Origin of the sequence: Streptomyces sp. NPDC006655 (genome assembly GCF_040703965.1) — a bacterium.
Taxonomy (GTDB): Bacteria; Actinomycetota; Actinomycetes; order Streptomycetales; family Streptomycetaceae; genus Streptomyces.
The window spans coordinates 1-24,894 of record NZ_JBEYJU010000114.1 but is presented as its reverse complement, the minus strand read 5'-3'; the positions used below and the strand labels follow the sequence as shown (position 1 = coordinate 24,894).

Genomic DNA, 24,894 nt, shown 5'->3' with positions numbered 1-24,894 from the left:
AAAGGCCAAGCGTCCCTATGGGACGTGGCGTTCGCCGCCATGGACTGCATACCTGGCGGCAAGGGCATCACCAGCCTCGGCAAACTCGCCAAGGGGCTGAGGGAGATGAAGGACCTCCGCGGTGGCATGAAGGCCGTGAGCCTCGCCGTCCGCGGGCTGGGCAAGAGCGGGCGCCGGATGCTCGACGACGCACTCACCGGCGGGAAGGACGCGCTCGGCCGTCTCAAGTCGCGCATCCGGGGCTGCGGCGACCCGATCGACATGGCGACCGGCTGGATGTTCCTCGTACAGTCCGACCTGAACCTTCTCGGCACCCTGCCGCTCGGCCTTTCCCGGCAGGTGGCATCCGGGTACCGGACGGGCTGGTGGTTCGGGCCCTCCTGGGCCTCCACCCTGGACCAGCGGCTGGAGATCGACGCACAGGGCGTCGTCCTCGTCACCGAGGACGGCCGACTGCTCTCGTACCCGCATCCCGCCGATCCGGACACGCCGGCGTTGCCGGAGACAGGGCCCCGCTGGCCCCTCCGTCGTCTCGACGGCGGTGGCTACCGGGTACAGGATCCCGCCTCCGGCCTGACGCGCCATTTCGGCAGGCCCACGGGCGGGCTCTGCCCTCTGCTGCGGATATCGGACCGGAACGGCAACGCGGTCCGGTTCGACTATGCCCCCGACGGGGCACCGGTCGGCATCCGGCACACGAGTGGCCACCACGTGCGGATCGCGACCGACGGTCAGCGGGTGACGGCACTCCACCTGGCGGGCGCCGCAGAGGACGGCACGGACGCCGTGGTCATGCGGTACGGCTACACGGACGGCAATCTCACCGAGGTCATCAACTCCTCCGGCCTGCCCCTGCGATATTCCTATGACGACAGGCTGCGCGTCACTTCGTGGACGGACACCAACGGGAGCACCTACACCTACGCGTACGACGCGAGGGACCGTTGTGTCGCGCAAGGCGGCGAAGGCGGGTACCTGGCCGCTGTTCTCGACTACGACGGCACCGACGACGCCTGGCCGGGAAAGCGCATCACGACCTACACCGGTGCGGAGGGCGCGGTCACCCGTTTCGTCGTCGACGAGCGGTTCCTGATCGAGGCGGAGATCGACGCATGCGGTGGTGTGACGGTCAACGAGTACGGTGAAGATCAGCAGTTGGTGGCGTGGACGGATGCGCTGGGGCATGCGACACGCTTCTCCCACGGCCCCGGCGGACGGCTCACCGCCCTCACTCGCCCGGACGGAGCCACGACTCACTGGTCCTACACGGACAGGGGACAGTTCGCGACCGTACTGCTGCCCGGTGGGGCATCGGTTGCGAGGGAGTACGACAGCAGGGGCAACTGCATCGCCGTCACCGACCCCCTCGGTGCCACGACGCATTACGAGTACGACGAGACGGGCGCACTGGTCGGTGTCGTCGACGCGCTGGGCGCACGGACACGGCTGACGAACGACCGCAGCGGACTGTGCGTCGGCATAGTGGATCCCTTGGGGCACCAGGTGACGAAGGCCTACGACGCCTTCGGCCGGATCAGCAGCGTCACGGACCCGGAGGGGCGGGTGACCACTTACCGGTGGACACCCGAGGGAAAGCTCGCGCGGAGAGTCGGCCCGGAGGGGGCGACCGAGACGTGGGAGTACGACGGAGAGGGCAACTGCACCCGTCACGTGAACGCGGGCGGCGGAGTCACGACGTACGAGTACACACATTTCGACTTGCTGAGTGCACGGACCGACCCCAATGGAGTTCGTTACGAGTTCTCCTACTCACCGTCCCTGAACCTGACCAGGGTCACCGACCCCAGAGGGCTGACCTGGGAGTACACCTATGACGCGGCAGGTCGGCTGATCGGCGAGAAGGACTTCGACGACCGTCGGGTCCACTACGGCAGGGACGCCGCCGGTCGGCTGGTCTCCCGCACCAACCCTCTCGGGCAGACTGTCCGTTACAGCCTGGACGCGGTCGGCCGGACCATCGCGAAGGACGTGGCCGGCGAGGTCACCTCGTACGAGTACGACGCGGACGGCCTGCTGAGCCGGGCCCTGGGCCCGGGCTGCGATGTGATCCGGCACAGGGACGCTGCAGGTCGGGTCGTCGCCGAGACGACCAACGGTCGTACGCTCTCCTTCCGCTACGACGCCCGGGGAAGGCGCACGGCACGCACCACACCGACCGGCGCGGTCGCCGAGTACACGCTCGACGCGGCGGGCCGGACCACGTCACTGACCACCTCGGGCCACCGTCTCGACTTCGCCCACACCGCGGCGGGACGCGAGACATCGCGTGCGATCGGTGACTCGCTGTTGCTGGAACACGACTGGGATCCGGCAGGGCGGATGGTCGGCCAGAGGCTGTCGGCCGCAGGTGAGACCGTGGAGCAGCGCGCCTACGCGTACCGCCCGGACGGCTACCTCGTGGGCGTGGAGGACATGCTGGCCGGGCCGATCTCGATCGACCTCGACACTGCCGGGCGTGTCACCGGCGTGCGAGCGCATGACTGGATTGAGTCCTACGCCTACGACCAGGCCGGCAACCAGGTCGAAGCGACGTGGCCGCAGCAGGGCGCGGGCTCGGTGCGGTACGACTCCGACGGGGCGGGCCGGGTGACCGCCAGGCGTAAGCGTCGCCTGTCCCGCAAGCCGGACGTCTGGACGTACGAGTGGGATGCCGAGGACCGGCTGACGTCCGTCACCACACCGGACGGGACGGTCTGGCGCTACGCCTACGACCCCATGGGGCGCCGGATATCGAAGACGCGGTGCGCGGCCGACGGTGTGACGCCGACCGAGGTCACACGCTTCGTCTGGGACGGCACGACCCTCGCTGAGCAGACCACGGTCGCCGACGGCCGCCCGGATCCCGTCACCCTCACCTGGGATCACGACGGCCTGCACCCGCTCACACAGACGGAACGCATCACCGATGCGGCAACCCGGCAGGACATCGACTCCCAGTTCTTCGCCATCGTCACCGATGTCGTCGGCGCCCCCACCGAACTCGTCGACGAAACCGGCGCGGTCTCGTGGCGATCGAGAAGGACGACCTGGGGAGTCACGGCCCAGAACGGGGAGAACTCCGCGTCCACGCCGCTGCGCTTTCCCGGGCAGTACCAGGACCCGGAGACGGGCCTCCACTACAACTATCACCGTTACTACGACCCGGAGACCGGCCGCTACGCCTCCCAGGACCCCGTTGGCATCGAGTTCGCTTTCAATCCGGTCGCCTATGTCCACAACCCGTGGCGATGGGTGGATCCGCTCGGTCTGGGGCCGTGCAACGGGGTCATCGAGCACAACGGGAACGTCCACTACCTTCCGCTGGACGCCGACGGGCGGGCGACGGGCGTCAACGCGGTCATCTCGAAGGACATGCTCGATACCGGAACTTCCGCGTCCCAGGATATTCACCCCTCCGGATGGAGCGGGCACGGCACGAAATTCAATGAGGGGCGCGGGCACCTGCTGGCAGATCGACTGGGCGGGCGGGGTGACCTGGAAGAGAATCTGGTGACTCTGACTCAGGACCCGACCAACACGCCGATCATGCGGGATCAGATCGAGCAGAAGATCTATGACGCGGTGTCCAATGGGGAGACCGTCAGATACGAGGTTCGCGCCCACTATCCTGAGCCCGGTGACGTGGCCCCCCATAAACTCACGTTCCATGCCCGGGGGGACAAGGGGTTCACTCTCGACGAAGAACTGGAGAACCCTGCGGGTATGTTCGGACTCGGAGAAACGGAGATGCTGTGACCGCACGAGAAGAGTTGCTGCGGCTGGTGCCGCCCCCGGAGGCCGTCGTGGCGGACATCGACTGGGAGCGAGTCGAGGACGAGCTGGATATCTCGCTGCCAGACGACTACAAATGGCTGGCGGAGCGATACGGGTCAGGATCCTTCGATCAGTTCATGACCATCCTGCATCCGAATTCTCGATTTTATCCGACGCGCCTCGTCGATGCTGCCGAACGTGCCGCCGAACTGTTGGAGCAAATGCCGGAGAGTCTACAGAAGAAGGTCCCGTACGAGATTGAATCGCTACTGGCCGTCGGAAAGACCGACAATGGTGACACTATTTACTGGATTACCGATCCAGAAGAAGATCCGAACGCGTGGACCGTGACGGCGAATGGGGCACGCAACACCAAGTGGCCGCACTTCGAGGGCGGCATTGTGGAATTCCTGGTGGCGATCCTCTCCAAGGCGACTCGGATGGATGTGTTTCCCAGCGATTTCCCGCACCCGCACCCCGTCTTCACTCCGGACCCCGATCCGAGCGCCCTTCGTCGCCGATGAAAGGCGGGGCGGGATAACCGTCCTGTCCGAAGGCGCGCACGACGTAGATGCCGTGCCCGCAGTCCCTGCAGCGGACTTCCGCGTAGCCCGTCCTGTCGGTGCGCCGCCCCACTTCCCGACACGTCAAGGTCTGCGCGCCGCAGTCGGGGCAGTGGGCGGCTGTCACCTCGACCTCACCTCGCAGGATCTCCCTGCCCAGTACCGACCACCTGTTGGCGTGCACTGCGTCCATCCGCTGGCCTCCAAGAGGAACGGTGACTCTGCCGGGAGCGAGTCTCGCAACGACAGACGGAACCTTCAATTGGCGGCGTTGCACGGCCGGTGCGCACGGCAACCGGTCGGTGCGTGTGCCGGACACCTCTACATGCGGAGGCGGCCGCGCACTCATTCATGTACGGGGGCAATGGTATTGAGTGGAGGGTTGACGTGAGGGAGTCCTCGGCGCCGCCCGGTGGACGGGGGAGCGCAGGAACCCCGCGCGGTCCCCTGGCCTGTACGGATGGTGCCGCGATGGGACGCTGCTCACCGGGGACCAGATCGAGGCACGTCTGACCTGGTCCGGAGGCCCCGCGGCCAAGCCTCATCCCGCCCCCAGGGATTCTGACGCGCGGGGCGGCCGGGACCGGTCCGAGAGCCGCGTCGTCGGCGCCGGTTCGGCCGGCTCCGAGTACGGCGCCGCCAGGCGGGGTGCGCGCACCGTCCGGCGCCGAGCGTCAGCGCAGGGTCGGCACCCCGCCTCCTTCCGCCCGCGTCAGCGTGACCCCGGGCAGGCCGCGCAGTCGGCGCTCCGCCAGGGCCGCGAGATGGTCGGCGGTGGGTGGGGTGGCGCCCAGGCCGATGGCGTAGCGGACCGGGGCCGTGGTGAAGGGGCGGGGCCAGGCGTGGCAGTCGGGGGCCGACGTCGAGAGGTCGGTGACGAGCGCTCGCATCCTGCCGCGCACCCGGCCCTCGTCCGCGTCCGGGCGCACCGTCAGGACCGCCCAGGCCGCGTGGCGGCGGTGGAGCGGGGGAGGGGCGAGGAGTTCGGCCCGGGGGCAGGGGTCCGTGGTCGCGTCCAGCAGCTCCCAGGCGCGGAACAGCTCCTGGGTCAGCAGGTCGCGCATGCCCGCCGTGACCTGGTCGGTGCAGGAGCGGACAGGGGCGGAGGGCGTCGTGACGGTGAGGGGGAGGAGGGGGCGGGCCGGATCGACTGTTCCGCCCACCGGTTCCCGCCAGTCCCAGGCCGCCCACGTCGCGAAGAAGTGCCGGAGGAGAGCGCCCGGTGCGAGATCGCCGGCCTCGGCGGTGGTGCGGGCGGCCAGGACGGACCAGGCCAGGCCCGGCAGGCCGCCGAACGGTGCCGAGTCCAGACCCCTGGCCTTCGCCCACGCCTTGACCTGCGTGGCCAGCCGGGCGAAGGCAACCCGGTGCCCGCCCACCGAGGCCGGCACCGCCTCGGCGTCGCTCACCGCGCTGAGCGCGATCGCGGCCTCCTCGCCCAGCTCGGTCCGGCGCGCGACCGCCTCCGCGGGGTCCGTCGCACCCGTGGTGACCACGACCAGGTCCACGTCCAGGCCGTCGACCCGCAGCCGCAGACCGGGGACACGGGCCCCGACCACCTCGCGCACATCCGCCGCCCCGGGGAGGGCGGCGGCCAACCGCGTCTGTACGGCGGAGAGTTCCACCGTGCCCGGCAGCACCGCGACCAGGTCCAGGTCCGCACCGGGCAGCGCGCAGCCCATCCGCCGGGAGCCGACGACATGGACCACTCCGTCGGGGAACGCCTTCTCGACACGGCGGGTGGTCTCCTCGGCCACCCCCGTCACCCCGTCCTGAGCCCCGTCCCGCGCGGCCTCCTCCGCCCACCGCACCTCGCCCGTTCCCAGCGTCACCGTGGCCCGTACCCGCATCGGCTCGTCCCCGCGCCGCGAGAGCAGGGCCAGCTCGCCGACCCTGACCGGCATCGGGGCGAGCCGGGCCGCGCAGGCGTCGGCCAGGGCGTTCGGGTCGGTGGTGCGGCCCAGGCTGAGGTGCGGGGTGAACCCGGGGTGGCGGCCGCCGCAGCGGGGGAAGCGGCGCAGGAGCGTGCGGTGCAGGTCGGCCCAGGGCTGCTCGCCCGCGGCCGCGGGGTCCAGCCAGACGGTCGCGTCGTCCCGGTGGCCGAACCAGTGCACGCCCTCCAGCCGGGCGTCGAAGGGAGCGGTGCCGGCCGTCGCCAGCACCGCCGCCGCCCGCTCGAAGGCGTGTTCCGGTACGAATCCGAAGAGCAGGTTCACGTGCGGGGGCCAGCGCCGGATCCCCGGGTCGTGGTCCCGGCGGATCTCCTGCAGCGGGGCCCACAGCTCCTCGGGCGGGAGCCACGCCAGCGCCGTACGGGGCGTCGGTCCTTCGGCGAGGGAGTCCTCGGCGTCCGCTTCCGTAGCGCCCACCACGAACTCGGCCCGGACACCGTAGTGATCGGAGACGTACGTCCCCTCCGCCGAGGGCACGTCACCGCACAGTTCGGCGTGCCGAACCCGCAGCCCCGCTCCGCGCAGCAGCACCCGGTCCAGCCGCGAGGCCCGGCCCGTCAGCGACGAGACCGCGGCCAGCGGATTGCCGCCCGGGTCGAAGGTCGGGGTGGTGTCGTCGGCGCCGTGCACCTCGCTCCACGCGTCCCGCAGGCCCAGGGTCAGCTGCGGTGTGGAGCCGCCGTCGTTGAAGTCGCCCATCAGCAGCAGATCGGCGTCCACGCCCGCCAGGCCCTCGGCGACGCGGCTGAGTTCCCCCGCGCGCCGGTCGGCGCCGTTCTCCGAGTGGTCGCTGCTCAGATGGGTCGCCGCGACGACCACGGGCCGTCCGGCCGCCGCCACCACGAGGGCGGTCACCGCCTTGTGCGGGCCCAGTTCGTGGTGTGCGGCCTCGGTGACGGGGAGCCGGCTCAGGAGCAGCAGCCCGCACGCGTCGACGTCCCGCCCGCGCGGGTCCGTGCCCAGGGTCCAGTCCGCCCGTACCCACTCCTCGCCCAGCAGGAGGTCGAGGAGGTCCGACTCGACCTCCTGCAACGCGATCACGTTCACGTCCGCGTCGCGCAGCGCCCGCAGCAGCAGCGGCCTGCGCCGGGCGGTGTCGATGCGGTCGGCGTCGTACCGGTCCCAGAGAGTGTTCCAGGTCAGCACCCGCACACCCCCGGATGCCCGCAGACCGGATGCCCGCCCGTCCCCGGACGCGTCCTCGGGCCGCGCGGGTGCGGGCGCCCAGTCCGCGCCGTCCCACGCGTACGGCGTCCGGGCCGTGAAGAACGGCGCCCGGAGCAGCCGGGCCTCCCGAACCCGCCCCGCCTCCGTCGCGTCGATCCGGTCCACCCCGGTGGCCCGGTCCCACACCACCTCGCCGTCGGCCTCGATGAACAGCACCCGGTGCCAGGGGATCTCGCCCCCGGGCACGAACGCGGGCAGCGGGACACGCTTCGGCGCGGCGCCGCGCCGGCGGACCCCGAGCACGAAGCGGGCCGGGTCGAAACGCGCGTCCCAGCGCACCCGGTGATAGATCTCCTCGCTCGTACGCACGCCTCAGACCTCTTCCTCGACGGTCCCGGCCGCCCCGATGTACCAGGTGCGGTGGGCGTCGCCCGGATACGGCGGGACGAAGCGCCGCAGCTGGCCGGCGAGCACGTCGGGCGGCACCGGGTGCTCGCGGCGGGTGTTGCGCCGTACCAGCTCGTCCTCGTCGACCAGGACCACGGCGTGCGTGATCAGGGCGTCACGGCGGTGGGCGATCCCGTGCACCAGCGCGCGCTGCTGCTTGGTGAGGGACGTGGCGTCCCACACCACGGTCCCGCCGGCGGCCAGGGCCCGGTCCAGTCGGCCGAGCCCCTCGCTGAGGACCTCGCCGTTGGCCCGCTGGTCGGCGCGTGAGCCGCGCGCCTCGCGCAGGTCGTCCAGGGAGACGTACGCGTCCACACCCGCCAGGCCCCGCGCGAAGGTGCTCTTGCCGCTGCCCGCCGGGCCGACCGTCTGGATCAGCTTCGGGAACACGCCGGACCGCCGGCGCCAGGTCGCGGCGACGGCCTCGTCGGCACTGCCGATCCGCCCCAGCGCGTACGCCTCCCGGGCCTCGGCTCGGCACCGGGCGGCCGCATCGGCCGGCAGCCCGGCGAACACCTCCCGCAGCCCGAGGTCCCGCACGTCCTCGGCGTGCAGCGCCGACCACTCCACCTGCTCGCGCGCCTCCCGGGTGGCCGCGGTGGCCCGGGCGACCGCATGCAGCAGGCCCAGGTCCGCAGCGTGGGACAGGCGCACCAGACCGGCCCGCCGGTCCTCGTCCGGATACGGCCGGTGCAGTGCCGGGTGCAGCCCCACGAGGTCGGCGACCCGGCGGGCGAGCGGCAGGCCCGTCACCGGGGCGAGCCGCGCCGCCAGCCGCCCCCGCCGCGCGCCGTGCAGCAGCGCGGCCAGGACGCCGGCCAGCAGGTCGTCCCCGGACCGCCCCGCCGGGTCGAAGCGGCCGACGGTCCGTGCGTCCCCCGCGCCGGTCAGCCCCACGGCTTCCTCCAGCGCCCGCACGTCGACGGTCGCACCCGACCGCACCGCCCACAGGGCCGAACCGGCCCCGAGCCCGTTCTCGACGACGGCCGCGTGCATCCAGTGCGTGTCCGTCCGCACGTGCCCGGCCCGCACCCACTTGGCCACGCGCTCCCCGAACTCCGGCGCGCCGAACCCGTCCGCGGCCCGGACGACGTACCCCTCCTGCCGCCCGGGATCCAGCCGCAGGGCGCGCAGCGCCCGCTCGTCGAACACGCCGCGCCACAGCACCCGGGGAGCGGGGACGCCGAGCTCGCGCAGGAAGACCACCGTCCGGTCCCAGTCCAGGCAGCGGCCCTGACCGTCCCACACCGAGAAGCCGTAGAAATAGCTCTTCAGTTCGTCGTACGCGATCGAGTGCCGGGCGAACATGTTCTCCCCGCACACCCGCCACCCGTCCGGGATCGCGTGGCCGATCCGGGCCTGGAGCGCCTTGACCCAGGTGCGGGAGGGGTGCGGGGCCGAGTCCAGCGAACGTGCGTGCAGGCCGTCCGCGTAAAGTGTGGTGTTCTCGCCGTCGAGCTTCTCGGTCACGACGACCTCGCGGCCGCGCAGCCCGGACAGGTCGGTGACCCGGAGGTCGTCGGCGGTCGCGCCGGGCGACCAGGGCAGATGCCGGGTCCGTGGATAGTGCGTACGCATGGTGAACGTCCCCCGTGACAGCCGTCGTGCCTGCTCAGCGTAGGAGGGCGGGGTGGTGGCGGGCGAGCGGATTACGCCGCGGCCGGGACCTGCCGGTGCTCTCGGGAGCGCCCGGCCGGGCTCTCGGGAACGCCGCTGCGGAGGGTCCGGGTTTGACCTGCGTCACTCCGGGGGTATGCTCCCCGGCCCGATTGGCCAGCCCCCCACCCCGTATGGCAGACTGTCGGAGTTGCTCGGTCGAGTGTTGATGCTGCGCGCCTCCCGCCGGGAGGACCGGAAGCGAGTCCCACAGTACTCGTCGTCCTAACTGCCACCACGGCAGCACTGGGGCGGACGTACGGGAATCTTTCGGGAAGTGTGGTGCGGCACCGGCCAGGCACCCGGTGGGTCTTCACCCCCGGCTTGCGGTTCCGGAAGGGCCGTGTGCATTCCCCGCAGGGATGTTCGAACAAGGGGCATCTGTGTCAGCGGGAGCGCGACACGCCCGACCGCGTGGGTCGGAGAAGAAGGCAGAACGGAACCACCGGGTTCCAGAGCGTTTAACAGAGACAGGACTACTGAGTAGCCATGGCGGGACAGAAGATCCGCATCCGGCTCAAGGCCTACGACCACGAGGTCATCGACTCCTCGGCGAAGAAGATCGTCGAGACGGTGACCCGCACTGGTGCGTCGGTCGCGGGCCCGGTGCCGCTGCCCACTGAGAAGAACGTGTACTGCGTCATCAAGTCGCCGCACAAGTACAAGGACTCGCGCGAGCACTTCGAGATGCGCACGCACAAGCGCCTGATCGACATCCTCGACCCGACGCCCAAGACCGTTGACTCTCTGATGCGACTCGACCTCCCGGCCGGTGTCGACATCGAGATCAAGCTCTGAGGGCTGGTGATCTGAGAATGGCTAAGCAGATCAAGGGCATCCTGGGCGAGAAGCTCGGCATGACGCAGGTGTGGGACGAGAACAACCGTGTTGTTCCGGTCACCGTCGTCAAGGCCGGCCCCAACGTCGTCACCCAGGTCCGTACGAACGACGTCGACGGCTACGAGTCGGTCCAGATCGCCTTCGGCGAGATCGACCCGCGCAAGGTGAACAAGCCCCTCAAGGGCCACTTCGCGAAGGCCGACGTCACCCCCCGTCGTCACCTCGTCGAGATCCGGACGGCCGACGCCGCCGAGTACACGCTCGGTCAGGAAGTCACCGCCGAGGTCTTCGAGGCCGGCGTGAAGGTCGACGTCACCGGCAAGAGCAAGGGCAAGGGCTTCGCCGGTGTCATGAAGCGTCACAACTTCAAGGGCCTCGGCGCCGGTCACGGCACCCAGCGCAAGCACCGCTCGCCCGGTTCCATCGGTGGCTGCGCCACCCCGGGCCGCGTGTTCAAGGGCCTCCGCATGGCGGGTCGCATGGGCAACGAGCGTGTCACCACCCAGAACCTGACCGTCCACGCCGTTGACGCGGAGAAGGGTCTGCTGCTCATCAAGGGCGCGGTTCCCGGTCCGAACGGCGGCCTCGTCCTGGTCCGCACCGCGGCCAAGGGGGCCTGAGGTAACCGATGAGCACTGTTGACATCCTTTCGCCTGCCGGCGAGAAGACCGGTAGCGTCGAGCTCCCCGCGGAGATCTTCGGCGTGGAGAAGGTCAGCATCCCGCTGATCCACCAGGTCGTCGTCGCGCAGAACGCTGCCGCCCGTCAGGGCACGCACAAGACCAAGACCCGTGGCGAAGTCCGTGGTGGTGGCAAGAAGCCGTACCGCCAGAAGGGCACCGGCCGCGCCCGTCAGGGCTCGACCCGCGCGCCGCAGTTCGCCGGTGGTGGCGTCGTCCACGGCCCGCAGCCGCGTGACTACTCGCAGCGCACCCCCAAGAAGATGAAGGCTGCCGCTCTGCGTCACGCCCTCACCGACCGGGCGCGTCACAACCGCATTCACGTCGTCACCGGCGTGATCGAGGGCGAGACCCCCAGCACCAAGGCCGCTCGCACGCTGTTCGGCAAGATCTCGGAGCGCAAGAACCTGCTCCTGGTCGTCGACCGCGCCGACGAGGCCGCTTGGCTCTCCGCCCGCAACCTGCCCCAGGTCCACATCCTGGAGCCGGGCCAGCTGAACACGTACGACGTGATCGTCTCGGACGACGTGGTCTTCACCCAGGCCGCTCTCGAGTCCTTCGTCGCCGGCCCGAAGGCCAACGACACCGAAGGGACCGAGGTCTGATGGCCATCCGTCACCCCAGCATCGCCTCGAAGGCCGCCAAGGCCGCCAAGGCCGCGCGCGTCGCGAAGGCCCGCCGCCACGAGGCCGAGGGCAAGAACACCGTCGAGACCCCGCTGAGCAAGTCGTACACGGACCCCCGTGACGTCCTGCTGAAGCCGGTCGTCTCGGAGAAGAGCTACGCGCTCCTCGACGAGAACAAGTACACGTTCATCGTCGCCCCGAACGCCAACAAGACCCAGATCAAGCAGGCCGTCCAGGCGGTCTTCTCGGTCACGGTCACCGGGGTCAACACGCTCAACCGCCAGGGCAAGCGCAAGCGCACGAAGACCGGTTTCGGTCAGCGTGCCGGCAGCAAGCGCGCGATCGTGACCCTTGCCGAGGGCGACCGTATCGACATCTTCGGCGGTCCGACCGCGTAAGCGGGTCGGATCGTCCGATATCGGACGAGGACTGAGAAATGGGAATCCGCAAGTACAAGCCGACTACGCCGGGCCGTCGTGGCGCCAGCGTCGCCGACTTCGTCGAGGTCACGCGGTCCACGCCGGAGAAGTCGCTGGTCCGCCCCCTGCACAGCAAGGGCGGCCGTAACAACGCCGGTCGTGTGACCGTTCGCCACCAGGGTGGCGGACACAAGCGCGCCTACCGAGTGATCGACTTCCGTCGTCACGACAAGGACGGCGTGCCGGCGAAGGTCGCGCACATCGAGTACGACCCCAACCGCACCGCGCGCATCGCGCTGCTGCACTACGCGGACGGCGAGAAGCGCTACATCCTCGCCCCGCGCAACCTGCAGCAGGGCGACACCGTGGAGAACGGTCCCGGGGCCGACATCAAGCCGGGCAACAACCTGGCCCTCCGCAACATCCCGGTCGGTACCACGATCCACGCGATCGAGCTCCGTCCCGGTGGTGGCGCCAAGTTCGCCCGTTCCGCGGGTGCCTCGGTGCAGCTGCTCGCCCGTGAGGGCGCCATGGCGACCCTCCGTATGCCGTCCGGCGAGATCCGCATGGTGGACGCGCGCTGCCGCGCCACCGTCGGTGAGGTCGGCAACGCCGAGCAGTCGAACATCAACTGGGGCAAGGCCGGCCGCAAGCGGTGGCTGGGCGTCCGCCCGACCGTCCGTGGTGTCGTGATGAACCCGGTCGACCACCCGCACGGTGGTGGTGAGGGCCGGACCTCCGGTGGTCGCCACCCTGTGTCCCCGTGGGGCAAGAAGGAAGGCCGTACTCGTTCGCCCAAGAAGGCGTCGAACAAGTACATCGTCCGCCGCCGCAAGACGAACAAGAAGCGCTAAGGACGGGTTGAGATGCCGCGTAGCTTGAAGAAGGGGCCCTTCGTAGACGACCACCTGATCAAGAAGGTGGATGTCCAGAACGAAGCCGGCACCAAGAACGTCATCAAGACCTGGTCCCGTCGCTCGATGATCGTCCCGGCCATGCTCGGCCACACGATCGCGGTGCACAACGGCAAGACCCACATCCCGGTGTTCGTCACCGAGTCGATGGTCGGCCACAAGCTCGGCGAGTTCTCGCCGACCCGCACCTTCCGCGGCCACGTCAAGGACGACCGGAAGTCGAAGCGCCGCTAGTAGCGGATCGCATTCAGACACGTAAGTAACTGAGAGGGACAACCATGGAAGCCAGGGCCCAGGCGCGGTACATCCGCGTTACGCCCATGAAGGCCCGCCGCGTGGTGGACCTTATCCGTGGCATGGATGCCACGGAGGCTCAGGCTGTTCTGCGATTCGCTCCGCAGGCAGCCTCCGTGCCGGTCGGCAAGGTGCTCGACAGCGCCATCGCCAACGCCGCGCACAACTACGACCACACCGACGCCGACAGCCTCTTCATCTCCGAGGCGTACGTCGACGAGGGCCCGACCCTGAAGCGGTTCCGTCCGCGCGCCCAGGGCCGTGCCTACCGGATCCGCAAGCGGACCAGCCACATCACCGTGGTCGTCAGCAGCAAGGAAGGAACCCGGTAATGGGCCAGAAGGTTAACCCGCATGGGTTCCGGCTCGGTGTCACCACGGACTTCAAGTCCCGGTGGTACGCCGACAAGCTGTACAAGGACTACGTCAAGGAAGACGTCGCCATCCGTCGGATGATGACGTCCGGCATGGAGCGCGCCGGTATCTCGAAGGTGGAGATCGAGCGCACCCGTGACCGTGTGCGTGTGGACATCCACACCGCGCGTCCGGGCATCGTCATCGGCCGCCGCGGCGCCGAGGCCGACCGCATCCGCGGTGACCTGGAGAAGCTGACCGGCAAGCAGGTCCAGCTGAACATCCTCGAGGTCAAGAACCCGGAGACCGACGCTCAGCTGGTGGCCCAGGCCGTCGCCGAGCAGCTCTCCTCCCGCGTCTCCTTCCGCCGTGCCATGCGCAAGAGCATGCAGTCGGCGATGAAGGCGGGCGCCAAGGGCATCAAGATCCAGTGCGGTGGCCGCCTCGGCGGCGCCGAGATGTCCCGCTCGGAGTTCTACCGCGAGGGCCGCGTGCCCCTGCACACGCTCCGTGCGAACGTGGACTACGGCTTCTTCGAGGCCAAGACGACCTTCGGCCGCATCGGTGTGAAGGTCTGGATCTACAAGGGCGACGTCAAGAACATCGCCGAGGTCCGCGCCGAGAACGCCGCAGCCCGTGCCGGCAACCGCCCGGCCCGTGGTGGCGGCGCTGCCGACCGCCCGGCCCGTGGTGGCCGCGGTGGCGAGCGGCGCGGTCGCAAGCCGCAGCAGGCTGCCGGCGCCGAGGCCCCCAAGGCCGAGGCCCCCGCCGCCGCTCCGGCTGAGAGCACCGGAACGGAGGCCTGACCGACATGCTGATCCCCCGTAGGGTCAAGCACCGCAAGCAGCACCACCCCGGACGCAGCGGCGCTGCCAAGGGTGGCACGACGGTTGCGTTCGGCGAGTACGGCATCCAGGCGCTCACCCCGGCGTACGTGACGAACCGTCAGATCGAGGCCGCTCGTATCGCCATGACGCGTCACATCAAGCGTGGTGGCAAGGTCTGGATCAACATCTACCCGGACCGTCCGCTCACCAAGAAGCCCGCCGAGACCCGCATGGGTTCCGGTAAGGGTTCTCCTGAGTGGTGGATCGCCAACGTCAAGCCCGGACGCGTGATGTTCGAGCTGTCGTACCCCAACGAGAAGATTGCGCGTGAGGCCCTCACTCGCGCAGCCCACAAGCTGCCGATGAAGTGCCGGATCGTCAAGCGCGAGGCAGGTGAAGCGTGATGTCGGCCGGTACCAAGGCGTCCGAGCTGCGCGAGCTGGGCAACGAGGAGCTTCTGGGCAAGCTCCGCGAGGCCAAGGAAGAGCTGTTCAACCTCCGCTTCCAGGCGGCGACCGGACAGCTTGAGAACCATGGCCGTCTGAAGGCGGTCCGCAAGGACATCGCGCGGATCTACACCCTGATGCGCGAGCGTGAGCTGGGCATCGAAACGGTGGAGAGCGCCTGATGAGCGAGAGCAACGTGAACGAGACTGCAACCACCGGCGGCTCCGCCGCGGGCGAGGCGCGCGGCAGCTTCCGCAAGACCCGTGAGGGTCTCGTCGTCAGCGACAAGATGGACAAGACCGTCGTCGTCGCCGTCGAGGACCGCGTCAAGCACGCGCTGTACGGCAAGGTCATCCGCCGTACCAACAAGCTCAAGGCGCACGACGAGCAGAACGCCGCGGGCGTCGGCGACCGTGTCCTCCTCATGGAGACCCGGCCGCTGTCCGCGACGAAGCGCTGGCGCGTCGTCGAGATCCTCGAGAAGGCCAAGTAATTCCTGCGGGCAAACCCGCAGGACAGTTCCGCCAGGCTCGGCAGGGGTTCCGTAACAGGACCCCTGCCGGGAACCGGCAGACACACAGGAGATAGACGTGATCCAGCAGGAGTCGCGACTGCGCGTCGCCGACAACACTGGTGCGAAGGAGATCCTTTGCATCCGTGTGCTCGGTGGCTCCGGTCGCCGCTACGCGGGCATCGGTGACGTCATCGTCGCCACCGTCAAGGACGCGATCCCCGGCGGCAACGTGAAGAAGGGTGACGTCATCAAGGCGGTCATCGTTCGCACCGTCAAGGAGCGCCGCCGTCCGGACGGCTCGTACATCCGCTTCGACGAGAACGCCGCCGTCATTCTGAAGAACGACGGCGACCCTCGCGGCACCCGCATCTTCGGCCCGGTCGGGCGTGAGCTGCGCGAGAAGAAGTTCATGAAGATCATCTCGCTCGCGCCGGAGGTGCTGTAAGCATGAAGATCAAGAAGGGCGACCTGGTCCAGGTCATCACCGGTAAGGACAAGGGCAAGCAGGGCAAGGTCATCGCGGCCTTCCCCCGCGAGGACCGCGTCCTGGTCGAGGGTGTCAACCGGGTCAAGAAGCACACCAAGGCCGGCCCGACCGCTCGCGGTTCCCAGGCCGGCGGCATCGTCACCACCGAGGCGCCGATCCACGTCTCCAACGTCCAGCTGGTCGTGGAGAAGGACGGCAACAAGGTCGTCACGCGTGTCGGTTACCGCTTCGACGACGAAGGCAACAAGATCCGCGTTGCCAAGCGGACGGGTGAGGACATCTGATGACGACCACCACCACTCCGCGTCTGAAGCAGAAGTACCGCGAGGAGATCGCGGGCAAGATGCGTGACGAGTTCAAGTACGAGAACGTCATGCAGATTCCCGGCCTCGTCAAGATCGTGGTCAACATGGGTGTCGGCGACGCCGCCCGTGACTCCAAGCTGATCGAGGGCGCCATCCGCGACCTCACCACGATCACCGGTCAGAAGCCGCAGGTCACCAAGGCCCGCAAGTCCATCGCGCAGTTCAAGCTGCGTGAGGGCCAGCCGATCGGTGCCCACGTCACGCTCCGTGGCGACCGCATGTGGGAGTTCCTGGACCGCACCCTGTCGCTCGCGCTCCCGCGCATCCGCGACTTCCGTGGTCTGTCCCCCAAGCAGTTCGACGGCCGTGGCAACTACACCTTCGGTCTCACGGAGCAGGTCATGTTCCACGAGATCGACCAGGACAAGATCGACCGTACCCGGGGCATGGACATCACCGTGGTCACCACGGCGACCAACGACGCTGAGGGCCGTGCGCTCCTTCGTCACCTCGGCTTCCCGTTCAAGGAGGCGTGAGCGAGATGGCGAAGAAGGCTCTGATTGCCAAGGCTGCTCGCAAGCCCAAGTTCGGTGTGCGTGGCTACACGCGCTGCCAGCGCTGCGGCCGTCCGCACTCCGTGTACCGCAAGTTCGGCCTCTGCCGCGTGTGCCTTCGTGAGATGGCTCACCGTGGCGAGCTGCCGGGCGTGACCAAGAGCTCCTGGTAATCCCGCGTTTTAGGGATTCCCGAAGCTCTCGGTAAGCAATGGGCGTGTCAGGCGCCCGCCCCTTCATGGCTTAGGCTTGGAGGGTTGGGCGCCTGACGGTCGCCTTTACGACTTACTACGCCGTAGGTCCACCGCACCGCACCCGCCTCGTCTCGGATCGAGGAGAGGGATGGGCACCTGGAAACCCCGGCGAGAGAGGCCGAAGGCCAATTCATGACCATGACTGATCCGATCGCAGACATGCTTACGCGTCTGCGGAACGCGAACTCGGCATACCACGACTCCGTGACGATGCCGGCGTCCAAGATCAAGTCTCACATCGCGGAGATCCTCCAGCAGGAGGGCTTCATCACGGGCTGGAAGGTCGAGGACGCCGAGGTCGGCAAGAACCTCGTCCTGGACCTGAAGTTCGGTCCCAACCGTGAGCGCTCCATCGCGGGGATCAAGCGCATCTCCAAGCCCGGTCTCCGGGTTTACGCGAAGTCCACCAACCTGCCGAAGGTGCTCGGCGGCCTGGGCGTGGCGATCATCTCCACGTCGCACGGGCTCCTCACCGACAAGCAGGCCGGCAAGAAGGGCGTGGGTGGGGAAGTCCTCGCCTACGTCTGGTAGCAGAAGGGAACGGAGGAAACAGCTATGTCGCGCATCGGCAAGCTCCCCATCGCGGTTCCCGCCGGCGTGGACGTCACCATCGACGGCCGCACGGTGAAGGTCAAGGGCCCCAAGGGCGAGCTGACCCACACCGTCGTGGCACCGATCGACATCGCCAAGGGCGAGGACGGCACTCTCGCGGTGACCCGCCCCAACGACGAGCGTCAGAGCAAGGCCCTGCACGGCCTGTCCCGCACGCTGGTGGCGAACATGATCACCGGCGTGACCCAGGGTTACGTGAAGAAGCTCGAGATCAGCGGTGTCGGTTACCGCGTGACCGCCAAGGGTTCGAACCTCGAGTTCGCGCTCGGTTACAGCCACCCGATCCTGGTCGAGGCCCCCGAGGGCATCACCTTCAAGGTCGAGGCTCCGACCCGTTTCTCGGTCGAGGGCATCGACAAGCAGAAGGTCGGCGAGGTCGCGGCCAACATCCGCAAGCTGCGCAAGCCCGACCCGTACAAGGCCAAGGGCGTCAAGTACGAGGGCGAAGTCATCCGCCGCAAGGTCGGAAAGGCGGGTAAGTAAGCCATGGCATACGGACAGAAGATCCTCAAGGGCGACGCCTACAAGCGCGCCGCGATCAAGCGCCGTCACATCCGGATCCGTAAGAACATTTCCGGTACGGCGGAGCGTCCCCGTCTGGTCGTTACCCGCTCGAACCGCCACATCGTGGCCCAGGTGATCGACGACATCAAGGGTCACACCCTGGCGTCGGCGTCCACGCTGGACACCTCGGTCCGTGGTGGCGAGGGTGACAAGTCCTCGCAGGCCAAGCAGGTCGGCGCCCTGGTCGCCGAGCGTGCCAAGGCCGCCGGTGTCGAGGCCGTGGTGTTCGACCGTGGTGGTAACCAGTACGCCGGGCGCATCGCCGCCCTGGCGGACGCCGCCCGCGAGGCCGGGCTCAAGTTCTGAGCCGCTTGTAGCTAGCGGAAAGAGAGAGGTAATCCAATGGCTGGACCCCAGCGCCGCGGTGGCGGTGCCGGTGGCGGCGAGCGGCGGGACCGGAAGGGCCGTGACGGCGGCGCTGCTGCCGCCGAGAAGACCGCGTACGTTGAGCGCGTCGTCGCGATCAACCGCGTCGCCAAGGTTGTGAAGGGTGGTCGTCGCTTCAGCTTCACCGCGCTGGTCGTGGTGGGCGACGGTGACGGCACCGTGGGTGTCGGTTACGGCAAGGCCAAGGAGGTGCCGGCCGCCATCGCCAAGGGCGTTGAGGAGGCCAAGAAGCACTTCTTCAAGGTCCCCCGTATCCAGGGCACCATCCCGCACCCGATCCAGGGTGAGAAGGCTGCCGGCGTCGTCCTGCTCAAGCCCGCGTCCCCCGGTACCGGTGTTATCGCCGGTGGTCCGGTGCGCGCCGTGCTCGAGTGCGCCGGTATCCACGACGTGCTGTCGAAGTCGCTCGGCTCCGACAACGCGATCAACATCGTGCACGCCACCGTGGCGGCCCTGAAGGGTCTGCAGCGTCCCGAGGAGATCGCGGCCCGCCGTGGTCTGCCCCTCGAGGACGTCGCCCCCGCGGCCCTGCTGCGTGCGCGTGCCGGGGCGGGTGTGTGATCATGGCGCAGCTCAAGATCACGCAGGTCAAGTCCTACATCGGCAGCAAGCAGAACCACCGTGACACCCTGCGTTCCCTTGGTCTCAAGGGCATCAACACGCAGGTCGTCAAGGAGGACCGCCCCGAGTTCCGCGGCATGGTGCACACCGTCCGCCACCTCGTGACGGTCGAGGAGGTCGACTGATCATGGCGGAGCAGAACCCGCTCAAGATCCACAACCTCCGTCCCGCCCCGGGCGCCAAGACCGCCAAGACCCGTGTCGGTCGTGGTGAGGCGTCGAAGGGTAAGACGGCCGGTCGTGGTACCAAGGGTACGAAGGCCCGTTACCAGGTTCCGGAGCGCTTCGAGGGTGGCCAGATGCCCCTCCACATGCGTCTCCCGAAGCTGAAGGGCTTCAAGAACCCGTTCAAGACCGAGTACCAGGTCGTGAACCTCGACAAGCTGGCCGCGCTCTACCCCGAGGGTGGCGAGGTCACCGTCGAGGGTCTGGTGGCCAAGGGTGCCGTTCGCAAGAACGCGCTCGTCAAGGTCCTCGGCCAGGGTGAGGTCTCCGTGGCGCTGCAGGTGACGGTCGACGCCGTCTCCGGCTCCGCCAAGGAGAAGATCACCGCCGCCGGCGGCACCGTCACCGAGCTCGTCTGAGTCCTTCGGACGTCTCGATGACGTAAGCAACTCCCGACCGGGGATACCTCACAATGGGGTATCCCCGGTTGGTCGTTCCTAGGGGGGCAGTACGGCCGGTAAGGTGGCCAGCACTGTTCTTTTTCCCATTCGTCGAACCTCAAGACCGTCACCCTTGACGCAGTTGCGCGGGGGTCGCAGGAGGCACCGTGCTCACCGCGTTCGCCCGGGCGTTCAGGACGCCCGACCTGCGCAAGAAGCTGCTCTTCACGCTGGCCATCATCGTGGTCTACCGGGTCGGCACCCACATCCCGATCCCCGGCGTCAACTACAAAGCCGTCCAGACGTGTGTGAACGAGGCCTCCGGCAACCAGGGCCTGTTCGGTCTCGTCAACATGTTCAGCGGCGGCGCGCTGCTCCAGATCACGATCTTCGCGCTCGGCATCATGCCGTACATCACGGCCAGCATCATCCTTCAGCTGCTGACGGTGGTCATCCCGCGCCTGGAAGCCCTGAAGAAGGAGGGCCAGGCCGGTACGGCGAAGATCACCCAGTACACCCGCTACCTGACGGTGGCCCTCGCCATCCTGCAGGGCACCGGCCTGGTCGCCACCGCCCGCAGCGGCGCCCTCTTCAACGGCTGCACGGTCGCCTCCAGCATCGTCCCGGACCAGGCGATCTTCACCACCATCACGATGGTCATCTGCATGACCGCCGGTACGGCCGTCGTCATGTGGCTCGGTGAGCTGATCACCGACCGCGGCATCGGCAACGGCATGTCGATCCTGATGTTCATCTCGATCGCCGCCACCTTCCCGTCCGCGCTGTGGGCGATCAAGAAGCAGGGCACCCTGGCCGGCGGCTGGATCGAGTTCGGCACCGTGATCGCGGTCGGCCTCGTCATGGTCGCCCTGGTGGTCTTCGTCGAGCAGGCGCAGCGCCGGATCCCGGTCCAGTACGCGAAGCGCATGATCGGCCGTCGCTCCTACGGCGGTACCTCGACGTACATCCCGCTCAAGGTGAACCAGGCCGGTGTGATCCCGGTGATCTTCGCCTCGTCGCTGCTGTACATCCCCGCCCTCGTGGCGCAGTTCGCCGGCGGGAACTCGGGCTGGAAGCAGTGGATTTCCACGAACCTGACCAAGGGTGACCACCCGATCTACATCACCCTGTACTTCTTGCTCATCGTTTTCTTCGCGTTCTTCTACGTCGCTATCTCCTTCAACCCCGAGGAAGTAGCCGACAACATGAAGAAGTATGGTGGCTTCATCCCGGGCATCCGGGCTGGCCGACCGACCGCTGAGTACCTGTCGTACGTGCTCAACCGGATCACCTGGCCGGGTTCGCTGTATCTGGGCCTGATCGCTCTCGTACCGACGATGGCGTTGGTTGGCTTTGGGGCAAGCCAGAACTTCCCGTTCGGTGGCACCAGCATCCTGATCATCGTGGGTGTGGGTCTCGAGACGGTGAAGCAGATCGAGAGCCAGCTTCAGCAGCGCAATTACGAAGGGTTCCTCCGCTGATGCGAATCGTCCTCGTCGGGCCGCCTGGCGCCGGTAAGGGAACGCAAGCCGTTCGCCTTGCCAAGGAGCTGAACATCCCGCACATCTCCACGGGCGACCTGTTCCGCGCCAACATCAGCCAGCAGACGGAGCTCGGGAAACTCGCGAAGTCCTACATGGACGCCGGCAACCTGGTCCCCGACGAGGTCACCATCGCGATGGCCAAGGACCGCATGGAGCAGCCGGACGCGCAGCGTGGCTTCCTGCTGGACGGTTTCCCGCGCAACGTGTCGCAGGCCGAGGCGCTCGACGAGGTGCTGAAGAACGAGGGCATCAAGCTCGACGCGGTACTGGACCTGGAGGTCCCGGAGGACGAGGTCGTCAAGCGGATCGCGGGCCGCCGCATCTGCCGCAACGACTCGTCCCACGTCTTCCACGTCACGTACACCCCGCCCAAGGTCGAGGGCGTCTGCGACGTCTGCGGCGGCGAGCTCTACCAGCGCGACGACGACTCCGAGGACACCGTCCGTACGCGGCTGGAGGTCTACCACACGCAGACCGAGCCCATCATCGACTACTACAAGGCACAGGGGCTGGTCCGCACCATCTCCTCGCTGGGGCCGGTGGACGAGATCACGACGCGGGCGCTGCACGCGCTCAAGCGTGACGAGGACGACGAGAAGAAGTAGTCCCCCGGCGGTTCCGGCCGCGGTGCCCCCTCGGGTGCCGCGGCCGTACTGTTGTGTACATATTCGGTTGACGTTGACGTGAGTGACGGAGAGCGCAGGCCACCCATGGTGCAGATCAAGAGCCCCGAGCAGATCGCCAAGATGCGGGCGGCGGGCCTGGTCGTCGCCGCCATCCACGCGGCGACGCGTACGGCGGCCGTCCCCGGCGCCAGCACGCGGGACCTGGACGAGGTGGCCCGCAAGGTCCTCGCCGAGCACGGCGCCAAGTCGAACTTCCTCGGGTACGGCGGCTTCCCCGCCACCATCTGCACGTCCGTCAACGACGTGGTCGTCCACGGCATCCCCTCCGAGGACGTCGTCCTCAAGGACGGCGACATCATCTCCATCGACTGCGGCGCGATCGTCGACGGCTGGCACGGCGACGCCGCGTACACCGCGTTCGTCGGCTCCGGGCACGCTCCGGAGCTGATCGAGCTCTCCCGGGTGACCGAGGAGTCGATGTGGGCCGGCATCGCGGCGATGAAGCAGGGCAACCGCCTGGTGGACGTGTCGCGGGCGATCGAGACGTACATCCGCCGGCAGCCGAAGCCGGGCGGTGGCAAGTACGGGATCATCGAGGACTACGGCGGCCACGGCATCGGCACCGAGATGCACATGGACCCGCACCTGCTGAACTACGTGGACCGGCGGCGGGGCAAGGGACCGAAGCTGGTGCCCGGGTTCTGCCTGGCCATCGAGCCGATGGTGTCGCTGGGGACGCCGCGGACGGAGGTCCTGTCGGACGACTGGACCGTGATCACCACGGACGGGACGTGGTCGTCGCACTGGGAGCACAGTGTCGCGCTGACCGAAGAGGGGCCGCTGGTGCTGACGGCTCCTGACGGGGGTAAGGCCAAGCTGGCCGAGCACGGGGTCACGGCTGCGCCGGATCCGCTGGGCTGAGCACGGTTTGAGGCCGCGGCCCCGGTGGGGGCTTGTCGCGCAGTTCCTCCCCCAGCCGAAGGCTGGGGGTACCCCCAGCGCCCCTGAAGGGGCGCTCCACTCCCCGGCGCTTAATGATCTGGTTTCCGGGGCAGGCTTTCTCGATTCGTCTTTCCGGGTGCGCTGACGTAGACTGACTCGTCGGCTCTCGTGCACCCGCATGTCTGCATGCGCCCGTAAGGGACAGTGCGGGAGTCGATCAAGGTAGTCGATTCGAAGGGCGAAGCGTGGCCAAGAAGCAAGGTGCCATCGAGATCGAGGGCACTGTCGTCGAGTCTCTTCCGAACGCCATGTTCAAGGTCGAGCTCCAGAACGGCCACCAGGTCCTGGCACACATCAGCGGCAAGATGCGCATGCACTACATCCGCATCCTCCCTGACGACCGGGTCGTGGTGGAGCTGTCTCCGTACGACCTGACGCGTGGCCGGATCGTCTACCGCTACAAGTAGATCTTGCCCGCACCCCGGATCCTTGCGGGGTGGTGGCACTGACCCGGAGAACCTCACCATGAAGGTCAAGCCGAGCGTCAAGAAGATCTGCGACAAGTGCAGGGTGATCCGCCGTCACGGTCGGGTCATGGTCATCTGCGAGAACCCGCGCCACAAGCAGCGCCAGGGCTGACGCACGACCGATCCCTCTGCACCCGCAGAGATTCGCGCGACGCAAGCTGAATTTGTTCATACGCAGAACCCAGGCACCGAAGGTGCCTGACACCCCCGGTTCGGAGGCCGGGGACCCAGTTCGTACCTGGTACGGCGGCTGGGAGCCGGTTCTGCGGAAGACCTCCGAAGATCACCAGGAGCCATTGAATGGCACGCGTTTCCGGTGTTGACATCCCGCGCGAAAAGCGCGTGGAGGTCGCCCTCACCTACGTGTTCGGCATCGGCCGGACACTCTCCCAGCAGACGCTGGCCGAGACCGGCATCGACCCGAACACCCGTGTCCGGGACCTCACCGAAGAGCAGCTCGTCGCGATTCGTGAGTACGTCGACAACAACATCAAGACCGAGGGTGACCTCCGTCGCGAGATCCAGGCCGACATCCGCCGCAAGGTCGAGATCGGCTGCTACCAGGGTCTGCGTCACCGTCGCGGCCTGCCCGTCCGCGGTCAGCGCACCAGCACCAACGCCCGCACCCGCAAGGGTCCGCGTCGCGCCATCGCCGGCAAGAAGAAGCCGGGCAAGAAGTAGTCCTCAGCGGACAACGCTTCATCAGCGGTCTTCGCTGTAGGACCGACCACCTCCCCGTAGGAGTTTGTAGATGCCCCCCAAGGGTCGTCAGGGCGCTGCCAAGAAGGTGCGCCGCAAGGAAAAGAAGAACGTCGCTCACGGCCACGCGCACATCAAGAGCACGTTCAACAACACGATCGTCTCCATCACGGACCCGTCCGGCAACGTGATCTCCTGGGCCTCCGCCGGCCACGTCGGCTTCAAGGGCTCCCGGAAGTCCACGCCGTTCGCCGCGCAGATGGCCGCCGAGTCGGCTGCCCGCCGCGCTCAGGAGCACGGCATGCGCAAGGTCGACGTGTTCGTGAAGGGCCCGGGTTCCGGTCGTGAGACCGCGATCCGCTCCCTGCAGGCCACGGGCCTCGAGGTCGGCTCCATCCAGGACGTCACCCCGACCCCGCACAACGGCTGCCGTCCGCCGAAGCGCCGCCGCGTCTGACGTCGCTTCGCAGGGTTGGCCGGGCGGTACGGCCCCGTAAGGGGTGTACCGCCCGTACCCTTGCACTACCCGCGTCTTTCACGGGCGCGGTTCCGTCGGGCGTCAAATAGCGGGCGTCCACGAAAGAAGGATCTGATCCACACATGCTGATCGCTCAGCGTCCCTCGTTGACCGAAGAGGTCGTCGACGAGTTCCGCTCCCGGTTCGTGATCGAGCCGCTGGAGCCGGGCTTCGGTTAC

Annotated in this window: 32 protein-coding genes; 30 read left to right on the top strand and 2 right to left on the bottom strand. The window is 68.2% G+C overall.

Annotated features, from left to right (window positions below; genetic code table 11):
- The first annotated feature begins 39 nt into the window (after positions 1-39).
- Complete coding sequence (locus AB0958_RS38715) at positions 40-3,756, top strand: RHS repeat-associated core domain-containing protein (protein WP_366895160.1); 3,717 nt, start codon at positions 40-42, stop codon at positions 3,754-3,756.
- Positions 3,753-4,298, top strand: a complete 546-nt coding sequence (locus AB0958_RS38710) for an SMI1/KNR4 family protein (RefSeq protein WP_366895159.1) — start codon at positions 3,753-3,755, stop codon at positions 4,296-4,298. Before AB0958_RS38715 ends, AB0958_RS38710 begins: the two co-directional genes overlap by 4 nt.
- A gap of 713 nt (positions 4,299-5,011) precedes the next feature.
- On the opposite strand, the gene AB0958_RS38705 is transcribed toward AB0958_RS38710, so the two are convergent.
- Entirely contained in the window at positions 5,012-7,825 is a 2,814-nt protein-coding gene (locus tag AB0958_RS38705; RefSeq protein ID WP_366895158.1) for a poly(A) polymerase, read from the bottom strand.
- Between the two features lie 3 nt (positions 7,826-7,828).
- Positions 7,829-9,481 carry an RNA ligase family protein gene (locus tag AB0958_RS38700; RefSeq protein ID WP_366895157.1) on the bottom strand — a complete coding sequence of 551 codons (1,653 nt, stop codon included), beginning with the start codon at positions 9,479-9,481 and terminating at the stop codon, positions 7,829-7,831.
- 567 nt (positions 9,482-10,048) lie between these two features.
- On the opposite strand from AB0958_RS38700, the gene rpsJ reads away from it, so the two are divergent.
- From rpsJ to rpsK, 28 genes are all read left to right on the top strand, one after another.
- Positions 10,049-10,357, top strand: a complete 309-nt coding sequence (gene rpsJ / locus AB0958_RS38695; protein WP_003948644.1) for a 30S ribosomal protein S10 — start codon at positions 10,049-10,051, stop codon at positions 10,355-10,357.
- Between the two features lie 17 nt (positions 10,358-10,374).
- Positions 10,375-11,019, top strand: a complete 645-nt coding sequence (rplC, locus tag AB0958_RS38690; RefSeq protein WP_046732368.1) for a 50S ribosomal protein L3 — start codon at positions 10,375-10,377, stop codon at positions 11,017-11,019.
- An 8-nt stretch (positions 11,020-11,027) separates the two neighbouring features.
- Positions 11,028-11,684: a 50S ribosomal protein L4 gene (rplD, locus tag AB0958_RS38685; protein ID WP_123974799.1), complete on the top strand. Its 657-nt coding sequence runs from the start codon at positions 11,028-11,030 to the stop codon at positions 11,682-11,684.
- On the top strand, positions 11,684-12,103 hold the full coding sequence (rplW, locus tag AB0958_RS38680) for a 50S ribosomal protein L23 (protein WP_132890198.1): 420 nt from the start codon (positions 11,684-11,686) through the stop codon (positions 12,101-12,103). Before rplD ends, rplW begins: the two co-directional genes overlap by 1 nt.
- Positions 12,104-12,141: 38 nt before the next feature.
- A complete protein-coding gene (rplB, locus tag AB0958_RS38675; RefSeq protein WP_041665436.1) occupies positions 12,142-12,978 on the top strand; it encodes a 50S ribosomal protein L2 in 837 nt (278 codons plus the stop codon).
- 12 nt (positions 12,979-12,990) lie between these two features.
- Entirely contained in the window at positions 12,991-13,272 is a 282-nt protein-coding gene (rpsS, locus tag AB0958_RS38670) for a 30S ribosomal protein S19 (RefSeq protein ID WP_003948639.1), read from the top strand.
- A 44-nt stretch (positions 13,273-13,316) separates the two neighbouring features.
- Complete coding sequence (rplV, locus tag AB0958_RS38665) at positions 13,317-13,664, top strand: 50S ribosomal protein L22 (protein WP_003974262.1); 348 nt, start codon at positions 13,317-13,319, stop codon at positions 13,662-13,664.
- On the top strand, positions 13,664-14,491 hold the full coding sequence (rpsC, locus tag AB0958_RS38660; protein WP_046732371.1) for a 30S ribosomal protein S3: 828 nt from the start codon (positions 13,664-13,666) through the stop codon (positions 14,489-14,491). Before rplV ends, rpsC begins: the two co-directional genes overlap by 1 nt.
- A gap of 5 nt (positions 14,492-14,496) precedes the next feature.
- The gene (gene rplP / locus AB0958_RS38655; RefSeq protein WP_007494765.1) at positions 14,497-14,916 is read left to right on the top strand and encodes a 50S ribosomal protein L16; all 420 of its coding nucleotides are present in this window, start codon (positions 14,497-14,499) and stop codon (positions 14,914-14,916) included.
- On the top strand, positions 14,916-15,140 hold the full coding sequence (rpmC, locus tag AB0958_RS38650; RefSeq protein WP_030174543.1) for a 50S ribosomal protein L29: 225 nt from the start codon (positions 14,916-14,918) through the stop codon (positions 15,138-15,140). Before rplP ends, rpmC begins: the two co-directional genes overlap by 1 nt.
- Positions 15,140-15,451: a 30S ribosomal protein S17 gene (gene rpsQ / locus AB0958_RS38645; protein ID WP_366895156.1), complete on the top strand. Its 312-nt coding sequence runs from the start codon at positions 15,140-15,142 to the stop codon at positions 15,449-15,451. The genes rpmC and rpsQ overlap by 1 nt, the downstream gene beginning before the upstream one ends.
- A 97-nt stretch (positions 15,452-15,548) precedes the next feature.
- Positions 15,549-15,917: a 50S ribosomal protein L14 gene (rplN, locus tag AB0958_RS38640; RefSeq protein ID WP_003992364.1), complete on the top strand. Its 369-nt coding sequence runs from the start codon at positions 15,549-15,551 to the stop codon at positions 15,915-15,917.
- A gap of 2 nt (positions 15,918-15,919) precedes the next feature.
- A complete protein-coding gene (gene rplX, locus AB0958_RS38635) occupies positions 15,920-16,243 on the top strand; it encodes a 50S ribosomal protein L24 (RefSeq protein ID WP_003992365.1) in 324 nt (107 codons plus the stop codon).
- A complete protein-coding gene (rplE, locus tag AB0958_RS38630) occupies positions 16,243-16,800 on the top strand; it encodes a 50S ribosomal protein L5 (protein WP_360519449.1) in 558 nt (185 codons plus the stop codon). Before rplX ends, rplE begins: the two co-directional genes overlap by 1 nt.
- 5 nt (positions 16,801-16,805) lie before the next feature.
- The gene (locus tag AB0958_RS38625; RefSeq protein WP_003948630.1) at positions 16,806-16,991 is read left to right on the top strand and encodes a type Z 30S ribosomal protein S14; all 186 of its coding nucleotides are present in this window, start codon (positions 16,806-16,808) and stop codon (positions 16,989-16,991) included.
- Between the two features lie 213 nt (positions 16,992-17,204).
- Positions 17,205-17,603 carry a 30S ribosomal protein S8 gene (gene rpsH, locus AB0958_RS38620; RefSeq protein ID WP_030420829.1) on the top strand — a complete coding sequence of 133 codons (399 nt, stop codon included), beginning with the start codon at positions 17,205-17,207 and terminating at the stop codon, positions 17,601-17,603.
- Positions 17,604-17,627: 24 nt separating this feature from the next.
- A complete protein-coding gene (gene rplF / locus AB0958_RS38615) occupies positions 17,628-18,167 on the top strand; it encodes a 50S ribosomal protein L6 (protein WP_046732374.1) in 540 nt (179 codons plus the stop codon).
- A gap of 3 nt (positions 18,168-18,170) precedes the next feature.
- Positions 18,171-18,554, top strand: a complete 384-nt coding sequence (rplR, locus tag AB0958_RS38610) for a 50S ribosomal protein L18 (protein WP_360519446.1) — start codon at positions 18,171-18,173, stop codon at positions 18,552-18,554.
- A gap of 36 nt (positions 18,555-18,590) precedes the next feature.
- Positions 18,591-19,196 carry a 30S ribosomal protein S5 gene (gene rpsE, locus AB0958_RS38605; protein ID WP_030860989.1) on the top strand — a complete coding sequence of 202 codons (606 nt, stop codon included), beginning with the start codon at positions 18,591-18,593 and terminating at the stop codon, positions 19,194-19,196.
- Between the two features lie 2 nt (positions 19,197-19,198).
- Positions 19,199-19,381, top strand: a complete 183-nt coding sequence (gene rpmD, locus AB0958_RS38600; protein WP_003974250.1) for a 50S ribosomal protein L30 — start codon at positions 19,199-19,201, stop codon at positions 19,379-19,381.
- 2 nt (positions 19,382-19,383) lie between these two features.
- Positions 19,384-19,839 (top strand): 50S ribosomal protein L15, encoded by a 456-nt coding sequence (gene rplO / locus AB0958_RS38595; RefSeq protein ID WP_030233862.1) that lies wholly within the window; start codon positions 19,384-19,386, stop codon positions 19,837-19,839.
- 188 nt (positions 19,840-20,027) lie between these two features.
- Positions 20,028-21,341, top strand: coding sequence for a preprotein translocase subunit SecY (gene secY, locus AB0958_RS38590; RefSeq protein ID WP_132890194.1), 1,314 nt, complete (start codon positions 20,028-20,030; stop codon positions 21,339-21,341).
- On the top strand, positions 21,341-22,009 hold the full coding sequence (locus AB0958_RS38585; RefSeq protein ID WP_366895155.1) for an adenylate kinase: 669 nt from the start codon (positions 21,341-21,343) through the stop codon (positions 22,007-22,009). Before secY ends, AB0958_RS38585 begins: the two co-directional genes overlap by 1 nt.
- Before the next feature lie 105 nt (positions 22,010-22,114).
- Positions 22,115-22,951: a type I methionyl aminopeptidase gene (map, locus tag AB0958_RS38580; protein WP_366895154.1), complete on the top strand. Its 837-nt coding sequence runs from the start codon at positions 22,115-22,117 to the stop codon at positions 22,949-22,951.
- 266 nt (positions 22,952-23,217) lie between these two features.
- Complete coding sequence (infA, locus tag AB0958_RS38575) at positions 23,218-23,439, top strand: translation initiation factor IF-1 (protein WP_003948620.1); 222 nt, start codon at positions 23,218-23,220, stop codon at positions 23,437-23,439.
- Positions 23,440-23,497: 58 nt separating this feature from the next.
- Positions 23,498-23,611: a 50S ribosomal protein L36 gene (gene rpmJ, locus AB0958_RS38570; RefSeq protein WP_003998809.1), complete on the top strand. Its 114-nt coding sequence runs from the start codon at positions 23,498-23,500 to the stop codon at positions 23,609-23,611.
- Between the two features lie 188 nt (positions 23,612-23,799).
- Entirely contained in the window at positions 23,800-24,180 is a 381-nt protein-coding gene (gene rpsM, locus AB0958_RS38565; RefSeq protein WP_031167100.1) for a 30S ribosomal protein S13, read from the top strand.
- A 70-nt stretch (positions 24,181-24,250) separates the two neighbouring features.
- A complete protein-coding gene (rpsK, locus tag AB0958_RS38560; RefSeq protein ID WP_003956432.1) occupies positions 24,251-24,655 on the top strand; it encodes a 30S ribosomal protein S11 in 405 nt (134 codons plus the stop codon).
- The last annotated feature ends 239 nt before the right edge of the window (positions 24,656-24,894 follow it).

Excerpts from the sequence above, each read along its gene's own strand:
- rpsK (WP_003956432.1), top strand. The coding sequence starts at position 24,251 with ATGCCCCCCAAGGGTCGTCAGGGCGCTGCCAAGAAGGTGCGCCGCAAG.
- rplR (WP_360519446.1), top strand. The coding sequence starts at position 18,171 with ATGGCATACGGACAGAAGATCCTCAAGGGCGACGCCTACAAGCGCGCC.
- rplV (WP_003974262.1), top strand. The coding sequence starts at position 13,317 with ATGGAAGCCAGGGCCCAGGCGCGGTACATCCGCGTTACGCCCATGAAG.
- rplF (WP_046732374.1), top strand. The coding sequence starts at position 17,628 with ATGTCGCGCATCGGCAAGCTCCCCATCGCGGTTCCCGCCGGCGTGGAC.
- rplP (WP_007494765.1), top strand. The coding sequence starts at position 14,497 with ATGCTGATCCCCCGTAGGGTCAAGCACCGCAAGCAGCACCACCCCGGA.
- rplB (WP_041665436.1), top strand. The coding sequence starts at position 12,142 with ATGGGAATCCGCAAGTACAAGCCGACTACGCCGGGCCGTCGTGGCGCC.
- rpmC (WP_030174543.1), top strand. The coding sequence starts at position 14,916 with ATGTCGGCCGGTACCAAGGCGTCCGAGCTGCGCGAGCTGGGCAACGAG.
- rpsQ (WP_366895156.1), top strand. The coding sequence starts at position 15,140 with ATGAGCGAGAGCAACGTGAACGAGACTGCAACCACCGGCGGCTCCGCC.
- rplO (WP_030233862.1), top strand. The coding sequence starts at position 19,384 with ATGGCGGAGCAGAACCCGCTCAAGATCCACAACCTCCGTCCCGCCCCG.
- rplE (WP_360519449.1), top strand. The coding sequence starts at position 16,243 with ATGACGACCACCACCACTCCGCGTCTGAAGCAGAAGTACCGCGAGGAG.
- AB0958_RS38700 (WP_366895157.1), bottom strand. The coding sequence starts at position 9,481 with ATGCGTACGCACTATCCACGGACCCGGCATCTGCCCTGGTCGCCCGGC.
- rpsJ (WP_003948644.1), top strand. The coding sequence starts at position 10,049 with ATGGCGGGACAGAAGATCCGCATCCGGCTCAAGGCCTACGACCACGAG.
- rplD (WP_123974799.1), top strand. The coding sequence starts at position 11,028 with ATGAGCACTGTTGACATCCTTTCGCCTGCCGGCGAGAAGACCGGTAGC.
- AB0958_RS38585 (WP_366895155.1), top strand. The coding sequence starts at position 21,341 with ATGCGAATCGTCCTCGTCGGGCCGCCTGGCGCCGGTAAGGGAACGCAA.
- rpsC (WP_046732371.1), top strand. The coding sequence starts at position 13,664 with ATGGGCCAGAAGGTTAACCCGCATGGGTTCCGGCTCGGTGTCACCACG.
- rpsH (WP_030420829.1), top strand. The coding sequence starts at position 17,205 with ATGACCATGACTGATCCGATCGCAGACATGCTTACGCGTCTGCGGAAC.
- rplX (WP_003992365.1), top strand. The coding sequence starts at position 15,920 with ATGAAGATCAAGAAGGGCGACCTGGTCCAGGTCATCACCGGTAAGGAC.
- rpmD (WP_003974250.1), top strand. The coding sequence starts at position 19,199 with ATGGCGCAGCTCAAGATCACGCAGGTCAAGTCCTACATCGGCAGCAAG.
- rplC (WP_046732368.1), top strand. The coding sequence starts at position 10,375 with ATGGCTAAGCAGATCAAGGGCATCCTGGGCGAGAAGCTCGGCATGACG.
- rpsS (WP_003948639.1), top strand. The coding sequence starts at position 12,991 with ATGCCGCGTAGCTTGAAGAAGGGGCCCTTCGTAGACGACCACCTGATC.
- map (WP_366895154.1), top strand. The coding sequence starts at position 22,115 with ATGGTGCAGATCAAGAGCCCCGAGCAGATCGCCAAGATGCGGGCGGCG.
- AB0958_RS38625 (WP_003948630.1), top strand. The coding sequence starts at position 16,806 with ATGGCGAAGAAGGCTCTGATTGCCAAGGCTGCTCGCAAGCCCAAGTTC.
- rpmJ (WP_003998809.1), top strand. The coding sequence starts at position 23,498 with ATGAAGGTCAAGCCGAGCGTCAAGAAGATCTGCGACAAGTGCAGGGTG.
- rpsE (WP_030860989.1), top strand. The coding sequence starts at position 18,591 with ATGGCTGGACCCCAGCGCCGCGGTGGCGGTGCCGGTGGCGGCGAGCGG.
- rplW (WP_132890198.1), top strand. The coding sequence starts at position 11,684 with ATGGCCATCCGTCACCCCAGCATCGCCTCGAAGGCCGCCAAGGCCGCC.
- rpsM (WP_031167100.1), top strand. The coding sequence starts at position 23,800 with ATGGCACGCGTTTCCGGTGTTGACATCCCGCGCGAAAAGCGCGTGGAG.
- AB0958_RS38715 (WP_366895160.1), top strand. The coding sequence starts at position 40 with ATGGACTGCATACCTGGCGGCAAGGGCATCACCAGCCTCGGCAAACTC.